This is a genomic window from Blautia sp. OM07-19, from assembly GCF_003481595.1.
In the GTDB taxonomy this organism is placed as follows: Bacteria; Bacillota; Clostridia; order Lachnospirales; family Lachnospiraceae; genus Blautia_A; species Blautia_A intestinihominis.
Genome location: NZ_QULA01000001.1, coordinates 344,027 through 361,783, shown reverse-complemented (window position 1 = coordinate 361,783; position 17,757 = coordinate 344,027). Strand labels below are relative to the sequence as shown.

The 17,757-nt window shown below is 35.0% G+C and carries 9 protein-coding genes; all 9 read right to left on the bottom strand.

The features are described from left to right. Positions 1-10 precede the first annotated feature (10 nt). Entirely contained in the window at positions 11-1,759 is a 1,749-nt protein-coding gene (locus tag DXC01_RS01455) for an ABC transporter ATP-binding protein (protein WP_055059663.1), read from the bottom strand. Beyond that, the gene (locus DXC01_RS01450) at positions 1,756-3,504 is read right to left on the bottom strand and encodes an ABC transporter ATP-binding protein (RefSeq protein ID WP_055059664.1); all 1,749 of its coding nucleotides are present in this window, start codon (positions 3,502-3,504) and stop codon (positions 1,756-1,758) included. Before DXC01_RS01450 ends, DXC01_RS01455 begins: the two co-directional genes overlap by 4 nt. Positions 3,505-3,589: 85 nt before the next feature. Beyond that, positions 3,590-3,802, bottom strand: a complete 213-nt coding sequence (locus DXC01_RS01445) for a cysteine-rich KTR domain-containing protein (RefSeq protein WP_118092818.1) — start codon at positions 3,800-3,802, stop codon at positions 3,590-3,592. Between the two features lie 18 nt (positions 3,803-3,820). Further along, positions 3,821-4,438, bottom strand: a complete 618-nt coding sequence (locus tag DXC01_RS01440; protein WP_118698063.1) for a TetR/AcrR family transcriptional regulator — start codon at positions 4,436-4,438, stop codon at positions 3,821-3,823. Positions 4,439-4,969: 531 nt separating this feature from the next. Next, entirely contained in the window at positions 4,970-5,671 is a 702-nt protein-coding gene (locus DXC01_RS01435; RefSeq protein ID WP_158583607.1) for an alpha/beta hydrolase, read from the bottom strand. 292 nt (positions 5,672-5,963) lie between these two features. Further along, positions 5,964-12,446, bottom strand: coding sequence for a non-ribosomal peptide synthetase (locus DXC01_RS01430; RefSeq protein ID WP_158583606.1), 6,483 nt, complete (start codon positions 12,444-12,446; stop codon positions 5,964-5,966). A 40-nt stretch (positions 12,447-12,486) separates the two neighbouring features. Then, positions 12,487-13,542, bottom strand: coding sequence for a Gfo/Idh/MocA family oxidoreductase (locus DXC01_RS01425; RefSeq protein WP_055059667.1), 1,056 nt, complete (start codon positions 13,540-13,542; stop codon positions 12,487-12,489). Then, entirely contained in the window at positions 13,539-14,621 is a 1,083-nt protein-coding gene (locus tag DXC01_RS01420; protein ID WP_055059668.1) for a hypothetical protein, read from the bottom strand. Before DXC01_RS01420 ends, DXC01_RS01425 begins: the two co-directional genes overlap by 4 nt. Then, positions 14,618-17,740 carry an amino acid adenylation domain-containing protein gene (locus DXC01_RS01415; protein WP_118698060.1) on the bottom strand — a complete coding sequence of 1,041 codons (3,123 nt, stop codon included), beginning with the start codon at positions 17,738-17,740 and terminating at the stop codon, positions 14,618-14,620. Before DXC01_RS01415 ends, DXC01_RS01420 begins: the two co-directional genes overlap by 4 nt. Between the last annotated feature and the right edge of the window lie 17 nt (positions 17,741-17,757).

The following is a 17,757-nucleotide window of genomic DNA, read 5'->3' as shown; positions in this document are numbered from 1 at the left end:
CTCCTTTCTTTTATGCAAGGCTGTCTGCCTTGATTTTCCAACCGATAGCTTTTTCTCTCATGCCAACAAAATCCGCATAAATACCTGCTTGCTTGATAAGTTCATCATGCGTACCTTGCTGAGAGATTTTACCACGGTCGATAACGATGATTTGATCCGCATTTTTTACGGTTTTCAACCGATGGGCAATCATAATAATTGTTTTCCCCTGTGTCAGCGCTTCAATCGCTTTCTGAAGCTCTGCTTCATTTTCGGGATCGACATTTGCTGTGGCCTCGTCAAGAATAATGATGGGCGCATCTTTCATAATCGCTCTTGCAATAGAAATCCTCTGCTTTTCGCCGCCGGAAATGGTCGCACCGCTTTCTCCGATTACCGTCTGGTAGCCCTCCGGCAATGCTGAAATGAAGTCATGGCACCTTGCCGCCTTTGCTGCCTTCACCACATCTTCATGGGTAGCGTTAGGGGAACCAAATTTAATATTGTTCTCAATCGTGTCCGGGAACAGATACACATTCTGAAATACCATGCTGATATTTTTCATCAGGCTGTCCAGCTTGTAATCTTTAACATCAATGCCACCGATACGGACACTTCCGCTGTCAACATCCCAAAAGCGCGCGATTAGATTTACCAGTGTTGTTTTTCCAGAACCCGACGGGCCGACAATCGCCGTTGTGGTTCCTTGTGGAATTGTGAGCGATACATGGTCGATCACTTTTTTATCCCCGTAAGAAAAACTCACATCCTGCATTTCAATATCCAGCCGGTCTGGGGTCTGCTCTTTGCCGTCAATGTCAATCTGAGGACTTTGGTTGATTTCCTCCACACGATCAATAGAAGCATCGATCATTGAAAGCATAAAGAACATTTCTCCCGCGCTTTCCAACTGGCTATATACCATGAACGCCGATACTAAGATTATCAGACAATATGTTAATTTCAGCGTACCGTTTACAAAAAGTGCGATAGAGCAGAAAGCAGCGGCGGCACTGGCAATCCGAAGGACAACCTGCTCAGCGGCTATATAGGGAATCCGCTGCCTTTCAATAAGCTGGTTTTTCTTCTGCGTTTCGTCAATGGATTTTTCCAGCGTGGTATTTGACTGCTTTGCCATGTGGAACGCCCGCACAACACCCATTCCCTGTATGTATTCCAGTACGGCGTCCATGAACTCCGTCTGCGCCTCTAATCGTATGGGAGATAATCTCTTGGAGCAGCGCAGGAGCATTGTGTTGATTACCATGAACAAAATCACGCCAACCAAAAAGATCAAACTAATCTTCCAGCTAAAGTAGCACATGGCAATAGAAAAAATACTGGCGTGGATTACTCCCACCAAAGTCCGCACGATGATAGCAAAGGACATACTTTCAAGGTCACTCATGGTCGCTGTTGAAACGGATGTGAGATTGCCCAGACTATGGCTGTTGAAATAGCCCATCGGCATATATTTCATGCGGTTGCCAATTTGAATCCTCTTGTCCTCACACATTCGGTAGCTGCCTTCGCCTTCTTTGCCATGCGCCAAATACCAAAAAATAATGGTGCCGATCACACTGACTAGCATAATACCAAAGGCAAGCAGAGCGGTCTGTGTAGTAATATTGTCACGAACTAATCCATCCAAAACTACCAGAAGAGCAGCAAATTGCAGAGCTTCTAAAATACAGCGTATGATTTCATAAAAGAGTCCCAAATACCAATTCCGGCTCTGGTGGCCCGCAAATTCAAAGAATTTCCGAAATGAACGTATCATATAGTTTTCACCTCCTTTGCATCCATGTGCGCTGTCCACATCGTATGGTAAAGACTGCACTCTTTTAACAATTCCTCGTGCGTTCCCTTTGCCTGAATCGTTCCGTTTTTAACAACAACAATTTGGTCAGAATCTATTATCGTTGATAAACGATGAGCAATAACAATCAAGGTTTTACCCTTTGTCAGTCGGCTGATTGCCTCCTGTATAACTGCTTCATTTTCCGGATCGGTATATGATGTTGCTTCATCAAGAATCACTATAGGAGCATTTTTCAACATGGCTCTAGCAATCGCAATTCTCTGACGCTCTCCGCCGGATAAATGACCGCCAGCACCCCCGACTATAGTTTCGTATCCATGCTCAAGATTCACAATAAACTCGTGACAGCCGGATTTTTTTGCAATCTGTTCTACTTCGTCATCACTTGCCCCCGGTTTTCCCATACGGATATTATTACGCACTGTATCGTTAAACAGATAGTTGTCCTGCGATACATAAGAAATCAAATCGTTCAGTTGGTCAGTGGAAATTTCTTTGATACTTTTATCTCCAATCGTAATCAGTCCTCCGGTTACATCCCAAAAGGACGCAATCAATTTTGCAATCGTTGATTTTCCGCTGCCGGACGGTCCTACAAAGGCTGTAGTTTTCCCTTGTGGAATTATCAAATCAATTCCTTTTAAAACCTCTTTTTCATCATATGCAAAATGCACATTTTCCAGAGATATATCAAGATTTTGTAAATTACACGCTTCCTTTGGTCGAACAAGTTCTGGCTGATTCAATATACTGTCAATCTCTCCCATTACCGTACTTATTTTTGCAATATCATCGGTAAAAAACATAGCCGCAACAAGAGGTCCTGCAATTCCTAATGACAAAACTGTTACTGTAATAAAGGTTGCTGCTGACAGAGTGCCATTCATATAAAACAGACACCCCACCGGAAGTACACTAATCAGTGCAGCAGGCCATACGCTCATCATAATCGCCGAATATTTTTGTGTATCTTTCATCCAGTCTAAGATCAGATCTGCGTTTGCATGGACGGCATCTGTAAATTTCTGATAGGAATTATCTGCCTGATTAAATGCCTTAATGATTTCAATACCGCCGATGTATTCTACCGTTGTTGCGCTCATGTGATTTCCAGCTTTTACAACTTCCCCATACTTCTTGGGATATTCCTTCATCATTCCCATGTAGCACATCATTCCAACAGGAATAGTAATCAGCGATACTAACGCCATTCTCCAGTCCAAGATGAACAGATAAACGATGATTGCGATTGGTACAAGAAGATTTGAAGTCATTTCCGGGATTACATGAGCAAGGGGAACCTCTAACTGTTCAATTCGTTCCACCATGCCATTTTTTAGCTGCCCGGACGGAGTATTGAGAATATAGCCCATAGGCACTCTGGTAAGTTTTGAAGCAATTTTCCGCCTTGCCTCGGACAGCACTTCAAAGGTTGCTTCATGGGACGCCCTCGTGGAAATTCCCATCAATATTGCTTTTAGGACAAAGCAGCCGCCGGAAATCAGACACCATACCATGTAAAATGATAAATCTTGATTCCCGGAGAGTAACTCAATCGTCATTCTAGCTGTTGCAAAATAGGGGACGATACCAAAGGCAACTCCCAACACAGCAAGAACAACAGAAACGATGTAGCCAGTCTTATGCGGTCTGGCAAACTCTACAAGCCTGCCAAACGGATTTCCGCCCTGTGACTGATTCATATAAATCCCTCCTTTGGTTAGATTTCACTAACTCTTATTCAAAAGAATAAGCCGATAATCTGTCATGTAATTTTACACAAACAAATTATCGGCTCTGCGTCTTAGCGTCTGGCACTACTGATAATCGTATTTTCATGTTGTCAACATCTATCAAACATTCCTGTTTGCATTTGGGACAAAATATTGGAAAGTTTTTCAATGAAGTGTCTGCCCGTATCTTTGTCCGCGTTCTGCATTTACAAAAAGGGCAGTGTATCCATCCGCTTTCGTCCACACAAAATTCTTCTGTTTTCTGCATTTCCTTCGCACCTTCTTTCTATTTCCGGTAATATTCTTTCCAGCCATTCCCATAAAAAGCGCGTAACTCATTGATATAATTCTTTGCTTCTTCCATCGGCATATCATGAATCACCACTTCAAATATACCAGAATAAAAAGCACTGGAAACAACGTGCAGGAATCCATCTGTAACTCGCCCTTCCGTCAGAGTTTTACTTCCAACTTGAATCAAGAATTTCTTTGTGCAGTTCGTATCCAGTTCTACTAATCCTTCTAAAAATTCCTGATAGTAATTTCCCGGTGCTCCGGTAATCAGCAGCTTAAATTCAGAAAAATATTCATAGATATATGCAATCACAGCTTCAAAACCACGATCTGAGTATTCCATAAATTTTTCGTTCTGCTCGTGCCCCGTCAAAGAAGAAAAATCACTTAATGATTGCCGCAATAACTCTTTCAGACCTTTAGCTACCGGTTCCACAAGAAAGCGGAACAATCCCTCTTTATCTGAATACCGCGTATATATTGTACTGGTGCTGACACCGGCATTTTGAGCAATCGTCCGTATCGAAGCATCCGTATAGCCTTTTTCTAAAAATTCTTCTTTCGCGCAGGAAAGAATTTTCTCGTCAAATCCTTCAATCCTACTTGCCATCGCTCATCCACCTTTCTTATTAAAACGGTGTTTTCAAAACATCGTATTCAAAACACTGTTTTAATTATAGCAGGAAAATCTCCTTTGTCAAGGGGGATTGACATTTTAATTTTAATTTTTTTACTTAGCTAAAGTAAAAAATCAATTTTCATTGCTGCGGAGGTAAGTTGATTTTAGTTTTGCCCTCAAATTTCACTTGATATTTCTGGTTATTCTCAAAAACAGCAGTAGAAATTACTCTTACACTACAGAATCAATGATTTTCGGTGAGGTTCAAGAATATAAAAAATGCAACTAATTTTTTCTTGTTCATGCTTTTTAACTATCATGACTAAATTCTACCGAAAAATCAATTTTGAAAATGAAAATAATCTTTTTACTTCACCCAATTTTTCCTTATTTTCAGTAAAGCACTTTATTAAATTGTGATATCTCAAAATTTCTTACTTTATAAAAATCATTTATAAAGAATTATTTCTTTTTACATCCGAATAAGTCGATTAATCATTTTAATATTTGCCCGAAAGAAAACTATACTAAAATAAACCCCAGAATATCCTCCGCCACGATTTCCCACGCAGGATCTAACATCATATCATGGCAATGCTCCTGATAAATAATCAATTTTGCCTTGAAAATTTTAGCAGTATCCAGAAGCACTGATATGGGCATACAATTATCATTTAATGACCCCATAACTAATGTCTTATAATTCCACTCATAACCTACAGGTACTTTCTTGCGAATCATTAAAAGTTCAATTTGCCTTGACTCATCAGTAAACTTATCCAGATAAACGCTTTCCACACTTTCATCTAGGCGATTAGAAAAGTAGAAACAACTTTTACTCCTCATTATATTATGAAAATTAACAAGGAAGGCTTTTTGAAGTCTTTTTATTACTGGACTAGGAGCCAAAAAGACAACGGCATCTAATTTAGGCGAAAACTTAGTAATATATTTTTCCACTATTGCAGTTCCTAACGAATGTGAAATAAAATAAACTTTTCCACTAATTTCTCCCACCACTTCATTGAGATGTTCTATATAGTCATTTATTTTCACTTTTGGATTTGGATTACTAAAATTGACCACTATAACACTATATCCTCGTTTTACAAAGAACGGCTTAAAATTATCCTCCCAGCACCATGGACCATGATAAGCGCCATGAACTAACACTATTGTTCCTTTATTAAATTTACTAATTATTTTTTCTGATTCAAATTCCATCTTAATCTCCATTCCGCTGCCTTTCAGTCAACGGCACAAATAGTAACGAAAGATTCCCCCCCTTACTCTGTGCAATAATAGTTTCAAGAAGCTATACTACAAAGCACGGGAGGAGGAGTTGTAAATTCTTTCTCTTTTTAGACAGCTTATTTAAGTGCACTCATTTATATCTGTCCTCTACTTTCTTTCACACTAGTCACTCCTAAAAAATTCTCATGAGCTAGCACAATTAAAAAGATATATTAACGACTGCTCTCAGTAAAGGTTTGAGAGCAGCCATATCAATTGTTTCTTAATTGCAGGATATTATAAACAGCCTTTGTTCTATAAAATGCATATCAGGATATACTTCTACTTTTTCTATCCTATCATTGTTAAATATACGTTTCCATTCTTCAACACTTCTAAATGTCTCACTCTCTGTACTATTATCAATATCCTCCATCATAAATACCTGAGAAACCAGTATTTCTAAAGACTCTGCCACTTGCTCAATGATAAATATTTTTCCTCCAGGTCTTACCAAATTTATCATTTTTTCAAACGTACTATCTATGTGTTTTGCGTTATTCAGCACTCCGTTAGCAATTATTATATCCACCTTGGAATCAAAATTTAAGTCATCTATGTTTAATTGTGAATATAATATATTGTCTATATCTGCATATCTTCGCTGAGCCTCTTTTAAAAAGAATTGTGAAATATCGGTATAAAAATATGTTACCTTATTATTTTCTTTAATTAGCTCAAGTACGGCATCCGTCGTAGAACCTGTTCCTGCTCCTAATTCTAAAATATCTAACTTTCCATTCGATTGTTCAACCATTTTCAACGACTTTAGAACTAAATTATTTAAAAATTTGAACACAAACGTTTCTTTATATAATGCATTTGCATAGTCAAATTTCCCTTCTGGAAACAGTAAATGTGTTGGGTTCACATGTCCCGAAAATAGCTCTGAAAGTTTTTTAATATTGTTAAGTAAATATTCGTTTCCTAACTCACTACACAATTTTCCATTCCAAAGTGCTAACATTTTACTCCATGTTTCTTCAAATTGTTCCTCTGTTATATGTAAACATAACCTATACCGATTATTTGTAGCTTGAATAATTCCATATGCTTTCAAGTTTCTTAACCAACGCAACAATATTTTTTCATTTTTAGGAGCAATATTTAACTTTTCTTTCATTTCATCAAAAGTATACTCAGTATTATCGTCAGCAAAGATATCTTTGCTTTTCATAAAACAAATCATTGCATACAGAATACTTTCTTTCCTCTTATATAATGCAAATTGGATGAATAAATCATTTTCTATCAAAAATTTCTCTGTTATGGCTTCCTCTTTATAATCCGTAACCAGATCATTAACTTGCTCTATCTGTGATACTCCTAATTCATGCATTAAAAGTGTTGCTACTTTTTCAGCATTTTTTTCTGTAATACAATTATAATGATTTCCGTTTATCATTTCCTGTTTTATATTTCCTAATAAAATATCTTCCCATTTGATGGTAATCTCATCAAAACTTTCATAGGCTCCCTCCCTCTCCTTTACACTACAGTATGTTACATCCCCAAAATATATATCCGGAAGTGTTTGTAATGCTTCAAACGATTTTCTATATATACCAAAAAGAGCTTTCAAAGAGTTTTTACTATCGGAAAATTTTTGATACATTTCCCAACGTTCACTTTCTCCCCTTTTTATTAGTTCTACCATTTTCTCTTTATCTATATCATTTTGCAATATAGACAGCAATGTATTATCATCAACACTTGGGAGTCCTTGCTCCTTTACAGCCTCAAATACCGCTTTTAATATTCCTACTTGGCTAATCCCCAAGACAGTCTCTGAGATCCCCATACTATCCAAAAATAACAATTCTATAATAATAGAAGATTTAATATTAATGGGTATGCTCCCACCTTCAATGATTACCACATTATCGACATTTACATTTTGTTCCATTAGCATTCTTGCCATTTCAATTATAATACTTCCACTAAAACTATATCCAATTAACTGAATATTCTTCCATCCTTTTTCGTAAATATATTTTACATATTGACTTGCTAAAGTAGACAGAAGATTCTTTGTGTCAATTTGCATATATTTCGTATAATCGGCAATCCCAAATGCAACAACCCGTCCTATATTTTGTTTGGATAATGCATTTCCTAAATCTGAATAATTTTCAACAGTTCCTAATGCCCCATGTACTAAAATCCTTACTCTATCTACATTAGATGTCTCATTAAACTCTTTAACGAAAAATAACGGCAATTCTTCCTCTTTATCTTTAATATTATGCACTCTATGCTTACTTATATATTCAGCACAACCATGAACTGTAGGTGTATTAATCATCTCCCTCAATAAAGATTCAAATGGAATCTCTATTCTTAATTTTTCCCTAATTTTCGTTACCGCTTGAGCCATAATCAACGAGTCTGCGCCGTGATCATAAAAATTGTCCTCTGCTCCAAGCTGATCAATTTCCAAAATTTCTTTCCACACTTCTTGAATATTTTTTTCCAATTCACTTTGAATACCACTTTTATCGGAAATTCCAATTTTATCATTTACTATTTCTGGTACATATGTAAATAATTTTTTTGAATCGATTTTTCCATTTAGTGATAATGGAAAGTCATTTAAATAAATCATAGAGGATGGCATCATATATTCAGGTATATATCTTAAAATGTTATCCTTTATCTTCTCTCTGTTCACTAAGCATGTATTGGTCTTGAATTGTTTAATAAACAATACTGCCCCTAAATTATACAAAGACGACTCTTCCTCTGGAAATGTATTCGTAGAAGACGTTATATCACAAGTATCCAATACATCAATCCAGCCAGATGGTGGGATGAAAAAAGTGTCTTTCCTAATATCATCTTCCGGCTCCGTCATCATCAGTGCTTGTGAAGCCAATATCCAAGGCTCATTTCTAACTGGTTCAGAAAACAATAGATATCCTTGTGGTGCGACTAACTCCTTAATAATATTTATACTTTTTTTAATATCTTTTACATTTTCAAGTACATACGCACCAATAACTATATCAAAATAATTGGGTTGAAATCCTTGTTTTTTATAATCTTCATCAACATTAAATTGCCGCAAAACAACTCGATGGTTATCTTTAAAAAAATTCTTCGCTGCTGGGAAAAAATATTTTGTAATATCCGTAAAATAATACTCATAATCTGTATCTCCTAATGCTTGTATGATCGGTTTTGCTGTGGCCGCCGTTCCAGCTCCAATCTCTAATATTCTAATTTTTCTATCGGAATTATTTTTAATATATTCCAAAATAAAATGACAATAGTAATTATTAATAATCTTAGCAACAGAACTAGTCACATATAGTGCTTCCGTATATTTTGTTGAACCCTCTGGATATAAAACACCAACTGGATCTATATTTCCTTCCAATATTCCCTGCAATTGTACAGCATTGTCTTTAATATAACTCATCAAGTTGATATCACCATATTCTTCAACCCAGTTCTCAAATACATCATTCATAAGATAAGAATATTCTTCATCTGAATAACATTTCACTATAGAATATTTTTCATCTTCTGTTTTTAAAATATAGCCTTTTTCTTCTAATACTTTTACCCAACGTGACAATAACCAACGATATTTGGGGGCAACTTTTTCGCTATTTATAATCTCTTCTAATGTACATCCATTATAAAGACAACCTACTTTAATCAAGCCATGTAATACCGAAATTAATGCTATCTCATCTCTTTTAGCAAAATCATATTTATAATTAGTCCTGTCTAATATCTGTTCAAATTCAACATTGACACATTCAAGACTTTTTATTAACTTTCTACTCTGCGCCAAAATAGCATCCTTCTCTTGAGAGTTTATTTTAGCAATCTCCACTACTGCTTCAATTGGCAAGTCTTTTTTTTCAGTATTAATTCGTACTACTGCATTACTTATTTCAGGTTGCATTACCAAAGCATTCTCTATTTCCCCTAATTCTATTCGATATCCTCGAACTTTTACTTGAGTGTCCATTCTTCCTAAAAACTCAATTTCACCAGTATCCATATATCTTCCAAGATCCCCCGTTGCATAAACGCGGCAATGATGAACCTTACTATAGAAGAATTTTTTCTCTGTCAATTCTTCATCTCCCAAATATCCATCAGCCAAACCTTCTCCTGCAATATATAATTCTCCCGGACACCCCACTGGACAATCCTCCCCATTATCATCTACTACGAAAAGTTGCTGGTTGGCAAGCGGTTTCCCATATGGAATACTTTTCCATCCATCTTTTATCCCGTCATATTCGTGTGAAATAGACCATATCGCAGCTTCTGTTGCACCTCCTAAACATATGATTTTCTCATATTTGTTGTGCTTTTTAATTTCTTCTGGCATCCCAAGTGGTATCCAGTCTCCCGATAAAAGGCACAATCTTATATTTTCTTTATAGGTCTGATCGTCTTCTTTTAAATATGCTAAATAGAGTTGCTTTAGTGCCGGTACAGAATTCCATATTGTTACACCATGTTCAACAATTTTTTCATGCCAATATTTAGGGTTCATATAGTTTGAATCATTCACATAAACAATTGATCCTCCAACTGATAGCATGCCAAATATATCATATACAGATAGGTCAAAATTTAACTTAGATAAAGCTAATACACAATCAGTTTTTGTAACACCATAAGTCTTATTTATATCACAAATCGTATTCAATGCAGCGTGATGAGACACAATTACACCTTTAGGCACCCCTGTTGTTCCAGAAGTAAAAATGACATATGCCGGCTTTTTCGTATCATAAGTTTTTATGTCAACCTTTTTTTCTTTGTTATAGTCTATTTCATTAACATTAATTTTTTTTGCCAAGCCATCATATTCTACTTCTGTTACTTTTAAAACAACACTACTATTACACTGTGAAATAATATTTTCTGTTCTTTTAACTGGGGACGTAATATCAATAGGAACATACGCTCCACCTAAATATAATACAGCCAACACAGCACCTATCTGATACCTATTTTTAGGTATCATAACTACAACTTTATCATTTTCTTTTACTCCCTCTTCCTGTAATCTAGCCGCAATACTAGCAGATAATTTTAACAATTCACCATATGTGATAGTTCCCAAATCATCATATATTGCCGGATAATTCGGATATATATTTGCAATTTTCAAAAAATCTGTATACAGCAACTTATCATCAAATATATCTTTTTTACAATTAACTTGTTCCCGCTGTTTCCTTTGCGCTTCTGGCAGGGCAATTGATAATTTATTCTCCCACATATCTTGATCGGCAGCCAGCTGATTCAAAATCATTTCAAAAATCTGAAACATATCTCTAATAAGTTGATTTTCAAAAACTCCTTTTCTTACATCCCAATTTATTTGCAGACCAAAATCTCCATCCATTGCCTGGCAGTCAATAAATACCTGTGGTGTTTGAGAAATTCCAATACCCTCATATTTACCCTGTAAAGAATTTTTTATCAAACCAATAGCGCTTGTAAAAACATATGGCATACTTGCATATTCTCTACCTTTTGTTTTAGATATATCACGGATTACATCTACACCAGAATATCCACAATGGTCTAAACTTTCAAATAATGTAGCATTAATATCCTGCGCCATATCTGAAAAAGTATCATGCAGATTCCGTATTTCTAATAATAGGATTTTTGTAAAATCACCAACAACTTTATTAATATTTTTATCTGAAGTCTCTCGATTTAAAACTGTCAAATTAAGGCAAACGTCTTTGTTAAAACTCCATTTTTTCAAAACTGTTCCATAGACGGTTAGAACTGCTGCGGTTGGTGTGATATTATGACTTGCACAATTCTTTTTAAACTTTTTCCATTCTTCAATTCCCATCCGCAGAGAATAACGTTCGAATTCTACAGTCTTAGATTTTCTTGTATTCAAATTAGGTAATGATGGTGCCAAACAAAAATGTGGCAATTTTTTTTGCCAAAATGCTCTGTCCTCCTCATACTTTTGACATTGCTTTTTACGTTCTTCAAATAATACATAATCTCTAAATGTAATATCAGTAGATGATTCCATGATATTATGGAAATATATGTCCTCAAATTCTTCCAAAAGCATCCATATACTTGCCCAATCCGCAACCAAAAAATCCATTGAAAAATGTAATCGTGACTTATCCTCAAATTGTGATACTGCAATTTCAAACATAGGCCATTTTTCTAATGGAAACACTTTTCTCCCAAAATCATCTCTAATTCTCTCAAGTTCCTTTGAACCATCCTCCATATTTTTGTATTCATGCACTTCAAAATATGGCGTCGTTTCTAACACTTTCTGATAACCAGCTTTATAGATAACTGTCCTTAGTGCATCATGTTTCTGGATTAATTTGTTCCATGCCATCTCCACTTTAGCAACGTCCAAACGTTCATATACAAATTCCTGATAAACGTGACACGCAGTATTTCCGTAGTCGTAATAATCTTCTCTTCCTAAAAGATATGCCGACTGAACTTCAGTTAATGGAAAAGCCTCATATCTTTTTACATCATCATGGACAATAATCAAATCCTGATTCTCTTTTTCCAGATACTCTATAATCTGTTCCTTATATTTTTTTAATTCTCGAAGTATATCTTGTGATAAAGTATTTGTACTTGCTTTATACTTTAATTTCCCATTTTCAGTCCATAAATCAATTCCCATATCTGCACATTTCTTCAATACATTTTTATAATCGCTCATATAACTCTCCATTCTATGGCATTTTGCCATTGAAATTTTACTAGTAAGTTGTTCTTATTTTTTTAGTTGGAATATAAATATAGTCTATATCATCAATCAAATTCGCATAACCTGTTGCTCGATATAATTCGGTCCACAACTTAGATACCATTAAATCTTTTTGAGCTCTATTAGTGTCTAATCTGCTGTTCTCAATTTGATTTTTCATCTCCAACAACTGTAAGCCAATAGCCCCAGTCCATTCATTTCTAAATATCTCTTTTAGCTGCTTTTCTCTATATTCGTTTACCAAAGCAAAAGCAGGTTCATTTAGTTTTTCCTCATCCCTTTCTGCCACCCCATATTTTTCAACAAATATTCTTGGTCTCCATGATACCGGTCCAAAAGTATCTTCTAAAGTTAATATTCCACTTTGAAAAAAAACAGAAAATCTATGGAGTACATACATAAGATCATCGGGCATCTTTGGATTAATTTGGTTATTAAATTGAATGGTCATTGGAACTTTTCCAGCCATTCCTGTAATAATATCAAATGGTCCATTATTTTTTATAACAGATAATCCATTCCATTCATGAAATCCTGAAATAGCCTCTGCCAAAATCGCAATTGCTGGAAAAGCCACTTGAGTACAAAAGCATAAACTCATATACTGAACAGAGTTTAAATTATTCAACTTCTTTGAGACATTAATAAAATGTTGAACTTCTGGTAATTTTATATATAAATTTCCAATATTATAAATAACCCTATATTTCCTTGCCACTTTATAACACTCTACGACATTTTCCGGATATACCGGTTGTTCTTGTATAACGTGAATCCCACGCTCCATGAGTTGTATCGCCAATTTACAACCGTCTCCTCCCACACCTTCTGATCTTATCACTACACACGCTAGCGTAATTTCATTTGGAATTCCTTTAATGGATGTAAATAAGGGAATACCATATCTCTTAGCCAGTTCAATAGATCGCTCGCTCCCCCTCGCATAAAGTCCAGCAATTTCAAAGAATTCACTATATTTCATTAGTGCATCGATATAAAACTGTCCAAAAGTAGATCCACATACGATAGTTTTTATCTTTGATGTCATATCTCTCCCTCCTCAATATTAGATAAATCTTCTAGAGAACAATCATATATATTGGCTGATATTCGCGAATTATTTATTATCGCCTCTACTAAATTTCTATTCTGAATTTGGCATTCCCACATTGATAAAACATTATGAGAAAATGTGACTTTTCGTTTTATAAGCAAATCGGCCATCACTGCGATTGTAGTACCCGTCAATATCGCCGCCGTATCAGCTTTTAAAATCAAAGTACGCCATTCCCGCTTTCCATCCCTTTTACCATCAACACATATGGCAAAACCACAAAACGATTTTTTTTCGCTATCAATCACAGACGCATTACATAAATCTTCTATGATTTGTATAGAATTATTTCTATACTTTTCTCTAGCATTTTTTAATAACCGATATGTCAAATTATCCTCCATAGCAGTATAAAATTCAGCGCGTTTAGGCTTTAAAAAAATACATATTTCTTTTGCTTCCTGATCATAATAAGGCAACAGCATATATGTTTTATAAAATATTGGCAGGAATTCACATGTTTTATCAATATTAGGAATTAATTCCCCGTTTTCATAACATACCATCGAATAATTATTGCTATCCTCGATTCCGTTTAAATAATCTTCAGCTGCTCTATGAGTAAATTTTCCTTGCCCTACATAGTATATTTTTATTTTGTTAACTTCTTCAAAACGCTCCGACAAATAAATCGGTAATGCACCCGATAATCCGGGCATTGAGCCAACACCTTGAATAAAAGCAATATTTCTATCAGGTATAATATCCTTTAACAACCTATTAAATTGTGGTTCAATATAACTACATCCATGTTCTTTAATTTTCAATATCAGTACGCGAGTCATATTGCAGCTTAATCCCGAACAATTTATAATAATCTTGCATTTTTTCACAAAGTTTTCTATACCCACTTGTTTGTTTAAGTCTATATACTGATATTTTATTTCTGTCTGTGTATGAAACATATCGTTATTATGCCGCCCACCAACTAATAGGTTACGATACCCCATCATCCATAAACTTTTTACGACCTCACACCCAATATCACCAAAACCTCCGATAATTCCAATCATATTTCTCCCTCAACATACGCATTTTCAGCATCTATTTTCTTATCTAACATTGACGCCATTTGTTCCAAATACGGGTTCTCAAAAATATCTGTTAGAGCCACTTCCACATTATATTCTTTTCGTAATTCCATCATTAATTTAGTTGAAAGCAAACTATCACCACCAGCCTCAAAAAAACTGATCGATTTAGATATATTTTTAGCACCTAAAATATCTTTCCATATCTTTGCAAGCCTGCTTTCTGAATCAGTCAACGCCACATCATTCTGGAAATAATCTTCCTGCATTTCAATACTTCTTAGTATTTTATTTCTATCGATTTTCCCATTTGTACTAAGCGGCAAGTTGACAAAATAATAAAATTCTTCTGGTATCATATATTTAGGCAAATTCTCCTCAAGAATTTTAAAAATACCTTTTTCACAGTCATGAAGAAAGTCATTTCTAGAAAAAGCTTCTATATATTCAATGTTATCAACTTCTGACATTTCAGCCTTAACCATTTCAAATCCTGCATCGCCCAATAATTTGCCCCAGTCTTTTAGTTGTAAATAAAACTTATTTGTTTCTACTTTCTCCGCTTCCAAGACATAAGATGTAATCAACGCCATTGCATCTTCATCTGCACATTCGATCATCATAAGTTTTCCATTAGGTTTTAACAACATATTTGCCAGCTTAAGCCCCTCATTTTTATTTTCAAACTGGTGCATCGTATTGACAGCAACAACAAAATCACAATAACCAACATATTTTCGTTCAATCCCTCCTTGGCGTACCATCGAATACAAACAATTATTTATTTGAGCGTTCTGACCTTGTGCAATATCAAGCATACCTGCTGAACTATCAAATAAAATATACTCCTGTCCTTCAGTTTGCCTAGACAAAACAGTAGCCACTTTTCCCGTTCTCGCCTGTATTATTCCAATCCTGTTATTTTTGCCGGTAGCCTTAATTGTATCTACAATCTTATTTAAAAATAAATTAACCGCAGGACTTTTAAATGTTAAATATTCCGGATTAAACTCAGGGTATTTCAACAATTCATTTGGTTCCGCTTTGCCAGATAAAATATCTAAATACAACGGCAACATATTCTTTAACACTTTCCATAAACATGTATCTACGACCTGCTTTTGAACAGATACTTCCTGCTTTTGTATCAGCCTTTTTTTCCATAGTTCATATAATATCTGCATTTTTCTACAAATTGTAATACTATCATTTTCAACTTGTTTCAAAACTTCTTGAAGAAATAAATTTACCGTAGTTTCCCTTATTCTTGAAGTTTCGTCATCAAATGTCCCATTATCCTCTATACTACAACTCTGCATTTTTATAGCTGGTATATATGGTTTTATAGCACCAACCAATCTGGGATACCCATTCTTCTTAATTATCAAAGCAATGTTCTTATCAACATATTTACTCTGATTTATGTTCTTCTCTATTTCTTTTAACTCAATTCTATAACCATTTAACTTTATCTGGTGATCAATTCTTCCCAAGAATTCTAAATGTCCATCCTTTGTAAATGAAACTAAATCACCAGTGCGATACCAACGTTTTCCGTTATAAAAAACAAACTTCTCTTCTGTTAAATCCGGTTCATTTATGTATCCTTTTGCAACTCCCATGCCTCCAATCCATAATTCGCCTGGTACATCATCAGGACACTCTTGATTTTGAGTATTCATTATTATTACCTTTTGATTAGCCAAAGGATAACCATATGGCACAGAATTCCAATCACTTCTCACTTCATTGACAACATAATACACAGACCAAATAGCTGCTTCGGTTGCGCCTCCTAAAGAAATAAACTCACAATTACTTGTTATTTTTTTATTCCTATCATACAATGTAGGTTGAACCCAATCACCTGATAACAAAACCTTTTTCAAAGGTACAGTTTTAGTGCTATTCTCTGCTACCATTAAGAACATATCGTAGATTGCCGGAACTGAGTTCCATATTGTAATCTGTTCATTTATAACGATATCAAACCATCTATCGGCCATTTTCCGTTCCTTTGGTCTCGGCAATACAATTGTTCCACCTTCCGCTAACATACCAAAAATATCATATACCGATAGATCAAAACTTAGTTCCGATATAGCAAAACATTTATCTTTACTGCTAATTCCAAATCTGTAATTAATATCTTTAATTGTGTTATCAGCCGATTTATGTGAAATCTCTACTCCTTTTGGTTCACCAGTTGTACCCGAAGTAAAGATTACATACGCACTTCTTTCATCCTCATATCGCATAAAATCCTTTATTTTTTCAAAATGCTCCGATTCGTCTGCATATATAATGTCAATTCCTTCTATTACTTCAGGAGAATAAGTAGTGATAGTAATAAAATTTTTTATGTTTGCCTTTTTGCATATTTTCTTTTTTCTTTCTTCCGGCCATTCTATATCTATAGGTACATAAGTACACCCCACCGACAACACCGCTAATACTGATATGATCTGCCATGGTCCTTTCGGTATAGAGACTGCTATATATTCGTTTTCGCTAATTCCATGAATGGTTAACATGTTAGCCATTCTAAGAACTTTATCCGCCAACTGTGCATATGTAATATTTTCACGCATTTCATCATACCAAATAATTGCAGTTTTTTCCGGATAACATTCTGCCGTCTCAAAGAACTCTTCATGTAACCCCTTGTAATGATATTCTTTGCATGTATCATTTAACTTGCAACGCCTATTTTTTTGTTCCTCCGTTAGAAAAGAAATATTTATATCCTCTAAATCCATCTGTGCCATTTGAGTAATTATCTTTGAAATACAATGACCTATATCACCACTCAAATTTGCTTTTCCATTAGTTTCTATTAATATATACGGTTCTGCTTTTTCTTCATCCATTACTTCAATTGAAATCGAACTACTTACTGCTAAACTATCCTTATTGGATATATAGTCAAAAATCTGTTGCCACTCCATGGTGAAAAAACTTTTATATTCATCAGTTCCCCATATATATTTTATTTTCATGAAAACCGCTTTCAACAGTTCACTCCCTTTGAGAGAGTGTTTTTTTGCCTGTTCACATATCTTATTCCAGTTCTCGGTTGATATTGAAATTTTATTAAACACAATTCTACTCCTTTTTC

Excerpts from the sequence above, each read along its gene's own strand:
- DXC01_RS01425 (WP_055059667.1), bottom strand. The coding sequence starts at position 13,542 with ATGACATCAAAGATAAAAACTATCGTATGTGGATCTACTTTTGGACAG.
- DXC01_RS01455 (WP_055059663.1), bottom strand. The coding sequence starts at position 1,759 with ATGATACGTTCATTTCGGAAATTCTTTGAATTTGCGGGCCACCAGAGC.
- DXC01_RS01445 (WP_118092818.1), bottom strand. The coding sequence starts at position 3,802 with ATGCAGAAAACAGAAGAATTTTGTGTGGACGAAAGCGGATGGATACAC.
- DXC01_RS01430 (WP_158583606.1), bottom strand. The coding sequence starts at position 12,446 with ATGAGCGATTATAAAAATGTATTGAAGAAATGTGCAGATATGGGAATT.
- DXC01_RS01440 (WP_118698063.1), bottom strand. The coding sequence starts at position 4,438 with ATGGCAAGTAGGATTGAAGGATTTGACGAGAAAATTCTTTCCTGCGCG.
- DXC01_RS01450 (WP_055059664.1), bottom strand. The coding sequence starts at position 3,504 with ATGAATCAGTCACAGGGCGGAAATCCGTTTGGCAGGCTTGTAGAGTTT.
- DXC01_RS01420 (WP_055059668.1), bottom strand. The coding sequence starts at position 14,621 with ATGATTGGAATTATCGGAGGTTTTGGTGATATTGGGTGTGAGGTCGTA.
- DXC01_RS01435 (WP_158583607.1), bottom strand. The coding sequence starts at position 5,671 with ATGGAATTTGAATCAGAAAAAATAATTAGTAAATTTAATAAAGGAACA.